The sequence below is a fragment of the Micrococcus luteus genome, from assembly GCF_022664405.1.
GTDB classification, from domain to species: Bacteria; Actinomycetota; Actinomycetes; order Actinomycetales; family Micrococcaceae; genus Micrococcus; species Micrococcus luteus.
The window spans coordinates 93,311-107,186 of record NZ_JAKRLB010000005.1 but is presented as its reverse complement, the minus strand read 5'-3'; the positions used below and the strand labels follow the sequence as shown (position 1 = coordinate 107,186).

Annotated in this window: 13 protein-coding genes; 7 read left to right on the top strand and 6 right to left on the bottom strand. The window is 73.1% G+C overall.

The window, feature by feature from the left end; genetic code table 11:
- Nucleotides 1–119 precede the first annotated feature (119 nt).
- From MF605_RS03655 to MF605_RS03645, 3 genes are read left to right on the top strand one after another with little or no spacing between them, the layout of a single operon-like run.
- A complete protein-coding gene (locus tag MF605_RS03655; RefSeq protein WP_036382225.1) occupies nt 120–941 on the top strand; it encodes an ABC transporter substrate-binding protein in 822 nt (273 codons plus the stop codon).
- Nucleotides 938–1,768 (top strand): amino acid ABC transporter permease, encoded by an 831-nt coding sequence (locus tag MF605_RS03650; RefSeq protein WP_052006995.1) that lies wholly within the window; start codon nt 938–940, stop codon nt 1,766–1,768. Before MF605_RS03655 ends, MF605_RS03650 begins: the two co-directional genes overlap by 4 nt.
- Nucleotide 1,769: 1 nt before the next feature.
- Nucleotides 1,770–2,573 (top strand): amino acid ABC transporter ATP-binding protein, encoded by an 804-nt coding sequence (locus MF605_RS03645; protein ID WP_036339321.1) that lies wholly within the window; start codon nt 1,770–1,772, stop codon nt 2,571–2,573.
- Nucleotides 2,574–2,662: 89 nt separating this feature from the next.
- On the opposite strand, the gene MF605_RS03640 is transcribed toward MF605_RS03645, so the two are convergent.
- Complete coding sequence (locus MF605_RS03640; protein ID WP_020626481.1) at nt 2,663–3,256, bottom strand: hypothetical protein; 594 nt, start codon at nt 3,254–3,256, stop codon at nt 2,663–2,665.
- Between the two features lie 200 nt (nt 3,257–3,456).
- Between MF605_RS03640 and MF605_RS03635 the strand changes: the two genes are divergently transcribed.
- The 3 genes from MF605_RS03635 to trmB all read left to right on the top strand — a co-directional run bounded on the left by MF605_RS03635 (nt 3,457) and on the right by trmB (nt 6,618).
- Nucleotides 3,457–4,203, top strand: a complete 747-nt coding sequence (locus tag MF605_RS03635) for a DedA family protein (protein ID WP_036382290.1) — start codon at nt 3,457–3,459, stop codon at nt 4,201–4,203.
- A 5-nt stretch (nt 4,204–4,208) separates the two neighbouring features.
- A complete protein-coding gene (locus tag MF605_RS03630; protein WP_043280891.1) occupies nt 4,209–5,552 on the top strand; it encodes a hypothetical protein in 1,344 nt (447 codons plus the stop codon).
- Nucleotides 5,553–5,622: 70 nt separating this feature from the next.
- Nucleotides 5,623–6,618, top strand: coding sequence for a tRNA (guanosine(46)-N7)-methyltransferase TrmB (gene trmB / locus MF605_RS03625; protein WP_134415848.1), 996 nt, complete (start codon nt 5,623–5,625; stop codon nt 6,616–6,618).
- A 22-nt stretch (nt 6,619–6,640) separates the two neighbouring features.
- Here the strand turns inward: trmB and MF605_RS03620 are convergent, their stop codons facing one another.
- From MF605_RS03620 to dnaK, 5 genes are all read right to left on the bottom strand, one after another.
- Nucleotides 6,641–7,708: an alpha/beta hydrolase gene (locus tag MF605_RS03620; protein WP_235186512.1), complete on the bottom strand. Its 1,068-nt coding sequence runs from the start codon at nt 7,706–7,708 to the stop codon at nt 6,641–6,643.
- Nucleotides 7,687–8,238, bottom strand: coding sequence for a heat shock protein transcriptional repressor HspR (locus tag MF605_RS03615; protein ID WP_095694935.1), 552 nt, complete (start codon nt 8,236–8,238; stop codon nt 7,687–7,689). The genes MF605_RS03620 and MF605_RS03615 overlap by 22 nt, the downstream gene beginning before the upstream one ends.
- Complete coding sequence (locus MF605_RS03610; protein WP_078026125.1) at nt 8,235–9,227, bottom strand: DnaJ C-terminal domain-containing protein; 993 nt, start codon at nt 9,225–9,227, stop codon at nt 8,235–8,237. Before MF605_RS03610 ends, MF605_RS03615 begins: the two co-directional genes overlap by 4 nt.
- A 69-nt stretch (nt 9,228–9,296) precedes the next feature.
- Nucleotides 9,297–9,959 (bottom strand): nucleotide exchange factor GrpE, encoded by a 663-nt coding sequence (locus MF605_RS03605; protein ID WP_010080231.1) that lies wholly within the window; start codon nt 9,957–9,959, stop codon nt 9,297–9,299.
- 130 nt (nt 9,960–10,089) lie between these two features.
- Entirely contained in the window at nt 10,090–11,949 is a 1,860-nt protein-coding gene (gene dnaK / locus MF605_RS03600; protein WP_134415850.1) for a molecular chaperone DnaK, read from the bottom strand.
- Between the two features lie 340 nt (nt 11,950–12,289).
- Between dnaK and MF605_RS03595 the strand changes: the two genes are divergently transcribed.
- Nucleotides 12,290–13,840, top strand: a complete 1,551-nt coding sequence (locus MF605_RS03595) for an asparagine synthetase B family protein (protein WP_166795235.1) — start codon at nt 12,290–12,292, stop codon at nt 13,838–13,840.
- Nucleotides 13,841–13,876: the final 36 nt, after the last annotated feature.

The following is a 13,876-nucleotide window of genomic DNA, read 5'->3' as shown; positions in this document are numbered from 1 at the left end:
GCGCCCGCGACGGCCCCCGACGCACTACGATGACCACCAATCACGGCGGAACACGTCACTCTGCCGGCTCCCTCCGACCCGCACGCCCGTCCTCCCGACGGCGGCCCAGAAGGCACTCCATGACCCGCATCCACTCCCGCCTCCTCGGCGCCGTGGGGCTCACCGCGTCGGCGGCGCTGCTCACCGGCTGCGCCGTCCTCGGCGGCGACGCCGGATCCGCCGGCATCGTGTCCGACGACGACCTGAGCACCTCGTACGGCCTCGTCCAGCCCGGCGTCCTGACGGTCTGCTCCGACATCCCCTACCCGCCCTTCGAGTTCGAGGAGAACGGTGAGCTGACCGGCTACGACATCCAGCTGGTCGAGGCGGTGGCGGAGGAGCTGGGTCTCGGGGTGAACGTGATCGACTCCTCCTTCGAGGCCATCGAGTCGGGTGCCTCGCTCACCGGCTGCGACGTGAACGCCTCGTCGATCTCCATCACCGAGGCCCGCCAGCGCGTCATGGCCTTCACCCTCCCCTACCTCGACGACGACCTCGTCCTGGTCGCGAAGAAGGGCTCCGGCATCACCGACGTCGACTCCGCGAAGGGCCGTCGGATCGGCGTGCAGGCCGCGACCACCGGCGACGAGTACGCCCAGCAGAACGGCCTGAGCCCCGTGCAGTTCGAGGACGGCGGCATGCAGATCCAGGCCCTCCAGGCCGGCACCGTGGACGCCGCCCTGGGCAACCAGTCCGTGCTGCTCTACTCCCTCAAGGACGACGATCGCTTCGAGGTGGTCGAGTCGCTGCCCACGGGCGAGCAGCTCGGCATGGCGGTCGGCCCGCAGAAGGCGCAGCTCGGCTCCGCCGTGAACCGCGCGCTGCAGGAGCTGCGCAACGACGGCACCGTGGCCGAGCTCCAGGAGCGCTGGTTCGGTCAGGCACAGGAGGACTACCGATGAGCACGCAGGCCCCCGTCTCGCCGGCACCGGCCCTGAAGCCCGGCCGCGCGCGCCGCCGTCGTCGGCTGTCCCTGATCATCCAGGCGGCCGTCTTCGTCCTCGCCCTCGTCGTCCTGGCCGTCCTCATCGACTGGGGCGCGCTCGCCGAGAACGTCCTGAACTTCCCCGCCGTGGCCCCGATGTTCCCCAACGTGATCCTCGTGGGGCTGGGCAACACGCTGTTCTACACGGTCACCTCGTTCGTCGTCGGCCTGCTGGGCGGCATCGTGCTCGCGCTCATGCGTTTGAGCTCGTTCGGCCCGTACCGGTGGCTGGCCACCGCCTACGTGGAGTTCTTCCGCGGCGTCCCCGCGCTGCTGGTGTTCCTCGCCTTCGGCTACGGGGTGCCCTTCGCGTTCGGGGTGTCCTGGCCGATCCCCGTCGTCGTGATGGCGGCCCTGGGCATGGTCTCGGCCGCCTACATCGCCGAGACCCTGCGTGCCGGCCTGCAGGCCGTGCCCCGCGGCCAGATGGAGGCGGCCCGGTCCCTCGGCATGCCGACGTGGCGGGCCATGGTCACCATCGTGATCCCCCAGGCGTTCCGCATCGTGCTGCCGCCGCTCACCAATGAGGTCATCCTCCTGACCAAGGATTCCTCGCTGGTCTACGTGCTCGGCCTGGCCGCGCACGAGTACGAGCTCACCAAGTTCGGCCGCGACGGCATCTCCGCCCTCGACGCCGGCATGACGCCGATCCTCGTGGCCGGCCTGTTCTACCTCGTGATCACCGTGCCGCTGTCCCTGCTGGCCCGCCGGTTCGAGGCCCGTTCGACCAAGAAGGGGCACTGAGATGGCCCAGCAGAACCCCATCACCGGATCCTTCGGCGCGGTGGCCGCCGCGGACGCCGCCGGCGTGCATGTGGCCGGCCTCAACAAGTCCTTCGGCGCCAACCACGTGCTGCGCGGCATCGACCTCGAGGTCGCCCCTGGCGAGGTCGTGTGCCTGATCGGCCCGTCCGGCTCGGGCAAGTCCACCCTCCTGCGCTGCGTGAACCTGCTGGAGAAGCCCGACTCGGGCGTCGTCACGGTCGGTGAGTTCACGGTCACGGACGAGGACGTGGACCTGGACGTGCTGCGCCGCCACGTGGGCATGGTGTTCCAGCAGTTCAACCTGTTCCCGCACCTGTCCGTGCTGGAGAACTGCACCGTGGCCCAGCTCAAGGTGCTCAAGCGGGGCAAGGCCGAGGCGGCGGACATCGCCCGTCGGCAGCTGGCCCGCGTGGGCCTGGCCGAGCTCGAGGACCGCTACCCGGACCAGCTCTCCGGCGGCCAGCAGCAGCGCGTGGCGATCGCCCGTGCGCTGGCCATGGACCCGCAGCTGATGCTCTTCGACGAGCCCACCTCGGCCCTCGACCCCGAGACCGTCGGCGACGTCCTGGCGATCATGCGTCAGCTGGCCCGCGACGGCATGACCATGCTCGTGGTCACCCACGAGATGGGCTTCGCCCGTGAGGTGGCCGACCGGGTCGTGTTCATGGACGGCGGCGTCGTGGTGGAGGCCGGCCCGGCCGCCGCGGTGATCTCCGACCCCCAGCAGCCGCGCACCCAGGACTTCCTGCGCCGCGTGCTGCACCCCACCGAGATCGACCTCTGAGCCTGCCCGCCCGGTGGGCGGGCGCATGCGTGAGGGGCCCCGCCTGGACCGTGGTCCGGGCGGGGCCCCTCAGGCATGCGGCGGGGGCGTCAGGCCTTCTTGCGCAGCTTCTTCAGCTCGTCACGGGCCTCGCGCAGCGCGGCGACCTGCTCCTCACGGGCGGCGTGGATCGCGGCGACCTTCTCGTCCTGGGCGTCGCGGATGGCCTGCACCTTGGCGTCGCGGGCGCCCTCGATGCGGGCGGCGCGCTTCTTGGCGGCCTTGCGGCGCTTGCCGGGGCGGTTGGCCACGGAGTCGGCGGCGATGGCCAGGCCGGAGCCGACCAGGAAGATGTCCTTGGCGACGGCGGTGCCCTCCTGGGACGGGCGCACGCCGTCCGCCTCGGTCATCTCCGGGGTGTTCAGGTACATGGAGAACAGGCCGCCGGAGAACGCGGTCAGGGCGGAGCCGGCGAGCCAGCCCGGGACGAACGGGGCCAGCAGGGCCGAGCCCACGCCGATCTCGGTGGTCACGAGGAACTTCTTGAACTGCTCCGGTGACAGGTTGGCCAGCGCGGGCAGGCCGCGGGCGCTCATGTCGCGCAGGCCCTGGGCCTGCTCCGCGGAGATGCCGCGCTTGTTCAGGCCGGAGTTCAGGATGAACGCGCCGGAGGCCAGGCGCAGCGGAATCTGGACGATGCTCATGGAGTCTTCCTTCCAGTAGGGCCCGCGGCACGCACGTGGAGTGGGGTGTGGCGCGAACGGTCGGTGAGCGGTCTGCACCTCCGACAGTACCAATGGCAGCCCGCTCCCGCCCGCCCGGAGGCGCGGCTGTGCGCGCAGAGCGGACGACGTCGGCGCCTCCACCACGTCGCGGAGGCGGTCGATGATGGACAATGGGGCGCATGCTCCCCCTCGTCGCACCCCTGACCGTGGCCGCCGCCGCGCCCACCGACTACGGCTGGCTCGGCAACATCGTCGTGGACATCATGGAGGCGGTCGGCCCGATCGGCGTCGGCCTGGCCGTCTTCGCGGAGAACATCTTCCCGCCCATCCCGTCCGAGGTGATCCTGCCCCTGGCAGGCTTCACCGCGGCCGGCGGCGCCTTCAGCCCGCATGCCGCGCTGGTCTGGGCGACGGTCGGCTCGATCGTCGGAGCGCTGGCCCTCTACGGCCTCGGCGCGTGGCTCGGCCGCCACCGCATGTACCGCCTCGCGGACCGCATGCCGCTGGTGGACATGGAGGACGTGGCCAAGACCGAGCGCTGGTTCATCCGATACGGCTACTGGACCGTGTTCCTGGGCCGCATGGTCCCCGTGTTCCGCTCCCTGATCTCCATCCCCGCGGGCATCGAGCGGATGAACCTCGCGAAGTTCACCCTGTTCACGGCGCTGGGCTCCCTGATCTGGAACGCGATCTTCGTCTACGGCGGCTACGCGCTCGGGGAGCGGTTCCACGTCGTCTCCGAGTACGCGGACGTCTTCTCCAACATCGTCCTGGTCCTGATCCTGGCCTTCCTCGCGATCTGGGTGGTCCTGCGCCTGCGCCGTGACGCCCGCCGCCGGAACGACCCGGACTGGCGCCCGCCGACCGCGGATGAGATGGCCGCCCGCGTCGAGGCCATCCTGGAGTCCTCCGACCACCGGAAGTGAATCGCATGCACCCCGTCCTGCCCTCCCCCCGCCGTGGCCGCGCGGCCCTCGGCCTGGCCGCCGTCGCCCTGGTGGCGCTGAGCGCCTGTGCTCGCACCGAGCCGCAGCCCGAGCCTGCGCCCGCCACGACGGCGGCCTCCGCCCTGCCGTCCATGGACATGGCCCCGTTCACGGTCGAGGTCCCCTCACACGACCTCGAGCGGGTGCCGGAGGCGAGCGTCGCCGTGCTCGAGGGCGAGGACCCGGACCACCACGGGGCGTGGCTGCAGGTGTCCGGGGCGCCGGCCTGGACGGACGCCATGGCCGGGGCCGTGCGCGACCAGATCGACCAGTACCGCCGGGACACCGACCCGAGCGCGGACCCGCGCCTGGAGATCCAGCCGCAGCTCGCCGTCGTGGCCGAGGACATCGCCGCGGCCCGCCTGCTCGCCACGGAGCGGCGCGGCACGGACTCCGTGTCCACCTCGCACGTGATCTGGTACTCGGCCCGCGAGGACCGCGTGCTCGAGACCGCCGATCTCTTCACCCCCGACGGCTGGGACGCGTTCCGCGCCGAGGTGCGCCAGCGCATGGCCAACGACCCGGACGTGATCGGCTCGCGCCTGGACTCGGCGGTCGACGCCCCGGAGCAGGTGGAGAACCGTCGCGTCTGGGACGCGGTGGTCTTCCTGCCGGACGGCAGCCTGATGCTCGAGGCGGACCAGGCGTCCATGGCGCCGGCCGCCGCGGGCGTGCTGACGGTGCGGATCCCTCGGGACACGGCGACCGCCTGGCTGTCCGACCTGGGCCACGTCGCCGCGGACGCCGCCTCCGCCCCCGCCGACCTGCGTCTGCCGGACCGCTCCACCCCGACCCCCGAGGAGCAGCAGCCGGAGCCCGCCCCCGAGCCGGAGCCCGAGACGTCCTCGTGGACGGAGGAGGCCACCGGCGCACCCGTGCCGCCCCCGTCCGCGCCCGCCGACACGGCGGCCCCGACGCCCAGCGTGACCACCCCGGTGCCGAGCAGCACGGCCCCGTCCTCCTCGGCCCCCGCGCCCACCCGCTCGGCCACGCCGTCCTCCCCGTCGTCTCCCCCCACCTCGTCCTCGCCGTCGGGCACGGGATCCGGCAGTCCGACGCCGAGCACCCCCGACCCGACGCCGACCTCCGCGACGCCGACCCCGACGTCCCCGACCCCGACGTCCCCGAGCCCGTCCGGTCCGTCCACGAGCGCGTCCGGTCCGTCCACGAGCGCGCCGGCCACGGACCCTGCGCCGGACCCGACCGAGTCCGCACCCGAGCCGACCGCCACCACGGCCTCCGCGTCCGCGTCGCCCACGTCGGGGGACCGCTCCAGCAGCACCCCCTGACCCCGGCGCCGGGCGCCGTCGTCGGCCGCGGTCTGCACCGTCGACGCGCGGCCGTGGCAGGATCGGGGCGATGACTGAGCACCTGCCCCGCCCCTGCCCGGACGCACCCGGCCCCGACGCCGTGCCGCCGCCCGCCGAGCGCGTCCACGCGCACGACCACAATCGGGACAAGGACCCCGCCCTCGTCCGACGGGAGCCGGTCTCCTTCGTCCGACGTGGTGCGCGCCTGAACGCGGGGCGGCAGGCCGTGTGGGACCGCCAGGCGGAGCGGGTCCTCGTGGACGTGCCTCGCGGCCGCGGCGCCACCTCGGTGGACGGCCAGGCCCGACTGGACTGGGCGGGGGTGTTCGGGCGCGAGGCCCCCCTGCTGGTCGACATCGGCTCCGGGCTGGGCGAGTCAACGGCGCAGGCCGCCGCCGACCGGCCGGACTGGAACGTGCTCGCCGTCGAGGTCTACGTGCCCGGCCTGGCCGCGCTCATGACGCGCGTGGAGCAGCAGGGCCTGGAGAACGTCCGCGCCGTGGAGGCCAACGCCCCCGAGCTGCTGGACGCCCTGCTCACGCCCGGCTCCGTCTCCGAGGTGTGGGTGTTCTTCCCGGACCCGTGGCACAAGAAGCGGCACCACAAGCGCCGCCTGGTCTCCCCCGCCTTCGCGGACCGCGTGGCGCGGGTGCTCACCCCCGGCGGGGTGCTGCGGCTGGCGACGGACTGGTCGGGCTACGCCGTGCAGATGCGCGAGGTGCTCGAGGCGCACCCGGAGTTCGAGAACCTCTTCCCCGGGCGCGCCGCGGGCGAGGGCTCCCCGCTCACGCGGGTGCGCCGCGAGGGCAGGGAGACCGAGGTGGGGGCCCAGCCGCTGCCCTCGGGATGGGAGAGCGCGGCCGAGGAGGAGCGCCCGCTGCGGGCCGGCCTGGGTGAGGCGCGGGCCGGCGCGGCGGCCGCGGACCCCGTGGACCACGCGGGCGGCTGGGCGCCCCGGTTCGAGGGCCGACCGATCACGAGCTTCGAGGCGAAGTCCCAGCGGGCCGGACGCCTCGTGTTCGACCTGGCGTACCGCCGCCGCTGAGCACGGGGCCCGACGGGGCCGCTCAGGCCGGGGCGACCGGCCCGGCCGGGTCGGCGCCGTCCGGGACGGGCGGCACCGGCAGGCCGGCGGTCACCCGCGCGGTCGCCGCGAGCGTCACGGACCCGGCGTCCCGGTAGCCCCTCGGGGCGTCCCCGGGGGCCGTCGGCGACCAGCGGGCCGTGCGGTGGCCGCGGACGGCGGCCCCCGCCAGGCCGGGCCGCGGGGCCACCGGCAGCACGGCGGCGTCCGTCCAGTCCCGACGACGGCCGACCGCGCGGCCGACCCGGGCGAGGAGATCGCCCGGGGCCAGGGCGCGGAACGTCCGCCCGGACCGCAGGCCGAGGTGCGCGGCCCGGGCTGCCAGGGCGGCGGGCAGGCCGACCGCGCCCGAGACCACGAGGGCCTCGACGGGACGCTCGGCCGGCCACGGGGCGTCGGCGTCGTCGGGCTGCAGGCCCCGGTCCGCGAGCAGGCGCAGGGCGTGCGCGGCCACGAGCGAGCCGTACGAGTGGGCCTCCACGGCCCCGTGCACGGCGGTCCCGCGGGCGCGCAGGGCCGGGGCGGCGTCGTCGTCCTCCCCCGGCCCGTGGCGCAGGAACTCCCACCAGGCCCGGACATCCGCGGCGAGCATCGCGCCGCCGCGCCGGCCGGGGCCGTCGAGCACCACCCGCCAGGGTGTGGGCGCGGGGTAGCCGAGCCACGCGATGACGACGGGGCGGGGTGCGCCGGCGGCGCGCTGGGCGGCGGCGAGGTGGGCGGCCTCCCGGGCCGTCCCCCACATGGCCGTCTGGGGGCGGATGCCCATGCCGGAGACGAGCCAGGTCAGATGCGTGGCGGTCGCGGGGTCCCCCGCGGCGACCACCGCGCGCGGACCGTCCGGGCCGTCGAGGACGTAGTCCAGCAGATGCCGGGCGGGCAGGTGCGGGTCCATGCCCTCCGGCTTGAGGGCGTGGACGATCCCGTCCAGGGCGCTGCGGGCCTGCCGGCCGAGGCCGTCGCGCCGGGCCATGTCGGCGCGCAGCCGCTCCTGCACGCGGGACCGCGCGGCCGCCCCGAACGACGCCCGGCTCAGTCCTGCTCGGACTGCCACGTGGGCACCCGTCGGAGGCGGGCGCCGCCGGAGGGCAGCCTCCGCAGGCCGCTCGGGCGGGCCTCGCCCGCGGTGTCCGCCCCGGCCCGTGCCGCGGCGTGACGGCGGGCGGCCATCCGGTCGGCGTAGCGGGCCGAGACGTCGCCGCCGGAGCCCACGGTGAAGACGCGGGCCAGGCGGGAGGCGTGGTGGAGGCGGTCCACCTGGGCAGCCAGCTCGACCACGGTGTCCTGCAGCTGCTCGACCTCGCGCTGCAGCGCGATCACGCGGCGGATGCCCTCCAGCGAGATGCCTTCACGGCTCAGGGTCTGCACGGTCTGCAGCCGCTCGACGTCGGCGAGGGAGTAGCGGCGGTGCCGTCCGTCCTGGCGGGCGGGGACCACGAGGCCGAGCCGGTCGTACTGGCGCAGGGTCTGCGGATGCATGTCCGCCATCTCGGCGGCCACGGAGATCACGAAGACCGGGGCGTGCCGGTCGGGACCCCCCTCGCGGCCCCGGTCCGCACGGGCGGCGCCGTCGCGGGCGCTCACCAGGCTGCCTTCCGGGCCAGCTCCCGCCGCGGATCGTCGCCGGCAGTGGCGGACTGCAGGGCCTCGACGGCGGCGCGGGCGTCGTCGTTGAGCGTGGTGGGCACGGTGACGCGCAGCTCCACGAGCAGGTCACCCGTCGTCTTCCCGCGCTCGACACCGCGGCCCTTCAGGCGCAGCACGCGGCCACACTGGGAGCCCGCCGGCACCTTCACCTTCACGGGGCGCTCCAGCGTCGGCACCTCGATCGTGGCGCCGAGGGCGGCCTCGGGGAAGGTGATCGGCACGGTGATCCGCAGGTCGTCCCCGTCCCGGCGGAAGAACTCGTGCTCGCGCACGTGCACGGTGACCAGCAGGTCGCCGCGGCCGGCCGGGCCGGGCGAGCCCTTGCCGCGGGCACGGACCTTCTGGCCGTCGCGGATGCCCTTCGGGATCTTCACCTCGATCGTCTCGCCGTCCGGGCCGCGCAGGGACACCGTGGTGCCCTGAATCGAGCCGCGGAAGGAGATCGTGGTGGTGGCGGTGCGGTCCGCGCCCTTCGTGGGGCGCGGCCGTGCGTAGCCGGCGTCGCCGAAGCCGCCGGGGCCGAAGCCGCCGGGCTGGCCGGCGGCGCCACTGAACATCCCGCTGAACAGGTCGGACAGGTCGGGCTCGGACTGCGTGGCGCGGGGGCCGCCCCCGCCGCCGAACATGCCGCCGAAGACGTCCTCGAAGCCTCCGCCGCCGGCACCGCCCGGGGCGGAGAACCGGGCCCCGCCGCCCATCGCGCGGATCGCGTCGTATTCCTGCCGCTCCTGGGGGTCGCTCAGGACGGCGTACGCCTCCGAGATCTCCTTGAACTTCTTCTCGGCCGCCTCGTCCCCGGGGTTCTGGTCCGGGTGGTACATGCGGGCGAGCTTGCGGTAGGCCTTCTTCACGTCCGCGTCGGAGGCGTCCTTGGACACCCCCAGGGTCGCGTAGAAGTCCTTGTCCATCCAATCCTGCGAGGCCATGGTGCCTCCTCTCGTGTGCATCGGTCAGGGGGGTCGGCCGGCGGCGGGGTGGGCCGCCGGCCGACGGGGTCACTCGTCTCCGGCGGAGACCATCACCTGGGCGGCGCGCAGCACGCGGCCGTCCCGGAGATAGCCGTTGCGGAAGACCTGGACCACGTGGTCCGCGGGCACCTCTGCGTGCGGCTGGCGCATCACGGCCTCGTGCACGGCCGGGTCGAACTCGACGCCGGCCAGCGCCTCCTGGTCGTGGCGCTCGAGGCCGAGGCCGGCCAGGGCGGTGTCGAGCTTGGTCGCGATCGCGGCGAACGGACCGTCCGTCAGGTCGCCGGCGGCGCGGGCGGCGTCGATGTCGTCGAGCACCGGCAGCAGCGCGGTCACGGCCTTGACCACACCGGCGTCCCTGGCCAGGTCGCGGTCGCGGTCCACGCGACGCTTGTAGTTCACGAACTCGGCCTGCAGCCGGCGCAGGTCGGTCTCGAGCTCGGCCTCGCGGTCCGAGGCCGCGGGCTGCGGCGCCTCGGTCCCGGCCTGCGCGCCGGCCTCGTCGAGGATGCGCTCGGCCTGGGCGAGGGCGTCGCCGTCCTCGGCCTGCTCGGCCGCGCTCTCGGCGGAGACCCGGGGCTCACCGGTCTCGGGGTCGATGCGGCGACGGTCGTTGAACACGATGGGCTCCTCCTCGGAGCCGCGCTCGGCATCGGAGGAGCCGTGCGGACGCTGCTGGTCGGCGCTCATGGTGTGTCCTTTCGAAGCGGGTGGGCGCGGCGGGTCCGCCGCGCGGGGGGGTGGTGCGGGAAGGCCGGCCCGCCGGCGTCGTGGGCCTCCGGGCGGGGCGGGCGTGGACGCCCGCCCCGGCACCGGGGTGTCAGGCCTTCTTCTCGTCGTCCTCGTCGACCACCTCGGCGTCGACGATGTCCTCGTCGTCGTCCTGCGGGGCGGCGGACTCGGCGCCGGCGTCGGCCGACTCCGCGCCCTGCTGGGCGTAGAGGGCTTCGCCGATCTTGACCTGGGAGGCCTGGAGCTTCTCGAACGCGGCGGCGACCTCGTCGTCGTTGTCCTGCTTCTCCAGGGCGGCCTTCAGGGCGTCGACGTCGGCCTGCACCTCGGTCTTGACGTCCTCGGGCAGCTTGTCCGCGTTGTCCTGCAGGAGCTTGTCCACGGAGTACGCGGACTGCTCCGCCTGGTTGCGGCGGTCGGCGGCCTCACGGCGCTTCCTGTCCTCGTCCGCGTGGGCCTCGGCGTCCTTGACCATGCGGTCGATGTCCTCCTTGGACAGCGAGGAGCCGCCCGTGATGGTCATCGACTGCTCGGTGCCAGTGCCCTTGTCCTTCGCGGAGACGTGCACGATGCCGTTCGCGTCGATGTCGAAGGTGACCTCGATCTGGGGCATGCCGCGCGGGGCCGGGGCGATGCCGGTCAGCTCGAAGGTGCCCAGCGCCTTGTTGTCCCGGGTGAACTCGCGCTCGCCCTGGAAGACCTGGATGGACACGGAGGGCTGGTTGTCCTCGGCCGTGGTGAACGTCTCGGAGCGCTTGGTCGGGATGGCCGTGTTGCGCTCGATGAGCTTGGCCATCACACCGCCCTTGGTCTCGATGCCCAGCGACAGCGGGGTCACGTCGATCAGGAGCACGTCCTTGCGCTCGCCGGCGAGCACGCCGGCCTGCACCGCGGCGCCGATGGCGACGACCTCGTCCGGGTTCACGCTCTTGTTGGGCTCCTTGCCGCCGGTCAGCTCCTTCACCAGGTCGGAGACGGCGGGCATGCGAGTCGAGCCGCCGACGAGGACCACGTGGTCGATGTCGGAGACCTTGACGCCGGCCTCCTTGATGACGTCCTCGAACGGCTTGCGGGTGCGCTCGAGCAGGTCCTTGGTGAGGTCCTGGAACTTGGCGCGGGAGAGGTGCTCGTCCAGGTGCACCGGGCCCTCGGGGGTCACGGACAGGTACTGCAGCGAGATGTTGGTGGAGGTGGCCGAGGAGAGCTCCTTCTTGGCCTGCTCCGCGGCCTCCTTCAGGCGCTGCAGGGCGATCTTGTCCTTGGACAGGTCCGCGCCCTTGGACTTGGCCTGCTGGAGCAGCCAGTCCACGATCCGCTGGTCCCAGTCGTCGCCGCCGAGGCGGTTGTCGCCTGCGGTGGCGCGCACCTGGATGGTGGCGAAGTCGTCCTCGTCCTTGGCGACCTCGAGCAGGGACACGTCGAAGGTGCCGCCGCCCAGGTCGAAGACCAGGATGAGCTCGTCCTCCTTGCCCTTCTCCAGGCCGTAGGCCAGGGCGGCCGCGGTGGGCTCGTTGATGATGCGCTTGACGTTCAGGCCCGCGATCTCGCCGGCCTCCTTGGTGGCCTGGCGCTCGGCGTCGTTGAAGTAGGCGGGCACGGTGATCACCGCGTCGGTGACCTTCTCGCCCAGGTACTCCTCGGCGTCGTGCTTGAGCTTCATCAGCGTGCGGGCCGAGATCTCCTGCGGGGTGTACTTCTTGCCGTCCACCTCGGTGGTCCAGTCGGTGCCCATGTGGCGCTTGATGGACGCGAAGGTGCGCTCCGGGTTGTTGACGGCCTGGCGCTTAGCGACCTCGCCGACCAGGACGTCCCCGCCCTTGGAGAACGCGACGACGGACGGGGTGGTGCGGGCGCCCTCGGCGTTCGCGATGACGACCGGGTCGCCACCCTCGAGGACGGCAACCACGGAGTTGGTGGTGCCAAGATCGATACCCACTGCTCGCGACATCATGTGTCCTTTCGTCGACTGCTGCTCGAGGTGACCGCGGCCGACCGGTGCCGGCCGCCCTTGAGCGTTCTGGACTCAACCTGCCACCGGGGCGGAAGGTCTGTCAAGAAACCTGAGTCACCTCGACTCATGTTCTGGTGTCGTGCAGTGCAACCACACCCCCGTGCGCTTCATTCCCGCCCGTCGGTGATCCTCGTCACACCCTCCGTGAATCCCCCTCTCAGGCATCTCGCGGGCGCCCTGCCGAGCCCCTCTCGGTGCCGGCGCACAGGTGCTGACTAGACTTCTGGAAATCGGACCCGCAACCCAGGAGTGACACGTGCTCATCCTCTCGAGTCGCATGCGACCCAAAGAGCAGTTCGAGGGATACGCCTTCGTCGGCACGGACTACGTGCACGGGCCCGCGGGCATGACTGCGTATCGCGCGCGCACCGGCCGCACCGTCGGCCCCGGCGAGGACGGCTGCTACGTGGTCGCACGCCGGGCGGGCAGGCTCTTCGGCCGCCGTTTCGAGGTGGGCACGGACGCCAGCGGTCTGGGCCGTCTCTTCCTTTACCGCAGCGGCGACGATTGGGCGCTCGGCTCCTCCTACAGCGGGCTGGTGGAGCACCTGCGCACCGAGGGCATGACGCTCACGCCCCGGCTCGGCAGGCTCCGTCCGTTCGCCCTCCGCCAGACGCTGACCATGCAGCTGTCCATCTTCCAGACCCCGTTCGACGAGATCCGACTCCTGCCGGTCGGCACCGTCGTGGTGATCCGCGGCAGCGTCCTCTCCCTCGAGCGCGCCCCCGAGCTCCAGCCGCTCGAGTACGAGGCGGCGCTCCAGGAGTACCTCGACGTCTGGCGCGGGCGCACCCGCGCCCTGCTCGCGGACCCGCGGGTCACCTTCACCGCGGACCTCAGCGGCGGCGTGGACTCCCGCACGGTGTTCGCGTTCCTCCTCGAGTCCGGCCTGTTCCGCACGGACTCGGACCGGTTCTGGCTGCACTCGGGCGTCAACCAGAAGGAGGATCTGGCCGTCGCAAAGGGGATCGCCGAGGCCCACGGCCTGACGGTGAACGGCCCCAAGCCGCCCACCCTCACCCTGGTGTCCGGGTCCCGCGCCTACCGCCACTGGCGGGAGAACAGCCTCGGCGTGTACACCCCGGTCTACATGTCGTCGACGTTCCAGAACCCGTTCGAGGTGCATGCACACGGCGGCGGTGGCGGCACCATCAAGCAGTACTACCGGCATGCCGAGCCGCTGCGCCTGCTGGAGCCGTTCAAGGAGAAGATGCCCGCCGCCGACTTCGCCCTCTGGCAGGAGGAGATGGCCACCACGCACGAGCAACTGAAGCAGACCGCCCCGGGCGTCGTGCCGAGCATCCAACACTACCTCGAGTTCCGGAACCGCTTCCACTTCGGCCACATCCCGAAGGCCCGCCCGCTGTTCATGCCGCTCAACTCGAAGTACGCGATCCGGGCCCTCACCTCCCTCCCCCAGGACGTGCGCCGCCGCTTCTACTTCGACGTCATGGAGTCCCTCGCCCCCGGGCTCAAGGACGTGGACTACGACAACGCCCGCAAGGCACCCACCGCGCAGGAGCTCGAGAGCCTGCTCGTCCTGCCCGCCTCGGACCGGCTCGCCGCCGGCACGGCCTACGGCGACGACACGGTCGAGACAGCCGACCCGGACGATCCCCTGTCCGCCGGCTTCCAGCGCTGGCTGCAGGACATCGACCGGGCCGCCGCCCGCCCGGAGGTGCGTCGCTTCATCATGGGCCGTGCCATGGCGCGCACAGACCGCACAGTGGAGGCCCTGCGCGCGCTGGGCAAGCCCTTCCACTCCCACTCCGGTCACTCCGTGGCGCTGTCCCACCTGCTGATGGTGGACTTCACCCTCGGCGACTGACCGACGCCCCACGCCCGCCGTGTCGGGACGACGACG

Bases quoted from the DNA above. Each gene is read 5' to 3' on its own strand.
- MF605_RS03655 (WP_036382225.1), top strand. From the start codon at position 120: ATGACCCGCATCCACTCCCGCCTCCTCGGCGCCGTGGGGCTCACCGCG.
- MF605_RS03650 (WP_052006995.1), top strand. From the start codon at position 938: ATGAGCACGCAGGCCCCCGTCTCGCCGGCACCGGCCCTGAAGCCCGGC.
- MF605_RS03645 (WP_036339321.1), top strand. From the start codon at position 1,770: ATGGCCCAGCAGAACCCCATCACCGGATCCTTCGGCGCGGTGGCCGCC.
- MF605_RS03640 (WP_020626481.1), bottom strand. From the start codon at position 3,256: ATGAGCATCGTCCAGATTCCGCTGCGCCTGGCCTCCGGCGCGTTCATC.
- MF605_RS03635 (WP_036382290.1), top strand. From the start codon at position 3,457: ATGCTCCCCCTCGTCGCACCCCTGACCGTGGCCGCCGCCGCGCCCACC.
- MF605_RS03630 (WP_043280891.1), top strand. From the start codon at position 4,209: ATGCACCCCGTCCTGCCCTCCCCCCGCCGTGGCCGCGCGGCCCTCGGC.
- trmB (WP_134415848.1), top strand. From the start codon at position 5,623: ATGACTGAGCACCTGCCCCGCCCCTGCCCGGACGCACCCGGCCCCGAC.
- MF605_RS03610 (WP_078026125.1), bottom strand. From the start codon at position 9,227: ATGGCCTCGCAGGATTGGATGGACAAGGACTTCTACGCGACCCTGGGG.
- MF605_RS03605 (WP_010080231.1), bottom strand. From the start codon at position 9,959: ATGAGCGCCGACCAGCAGCGTCCGCACGGCTCCTCCGATGCCGAGCGC.
- dnaK (WP_134415850.1), bottom strand. From the start codon at position 11,949: ATGTCGCGAGCAGTGGGTATCGATCTTGGCACCACCAACTCCGTGGTT.
- MF605_RS03595 (WP_166795235.1), top strand. From the start codon at position 12,290: ATGCGACCCAAAGAGCAGTTCGAGGGATACGCCTTCGTCGGCACGGAC.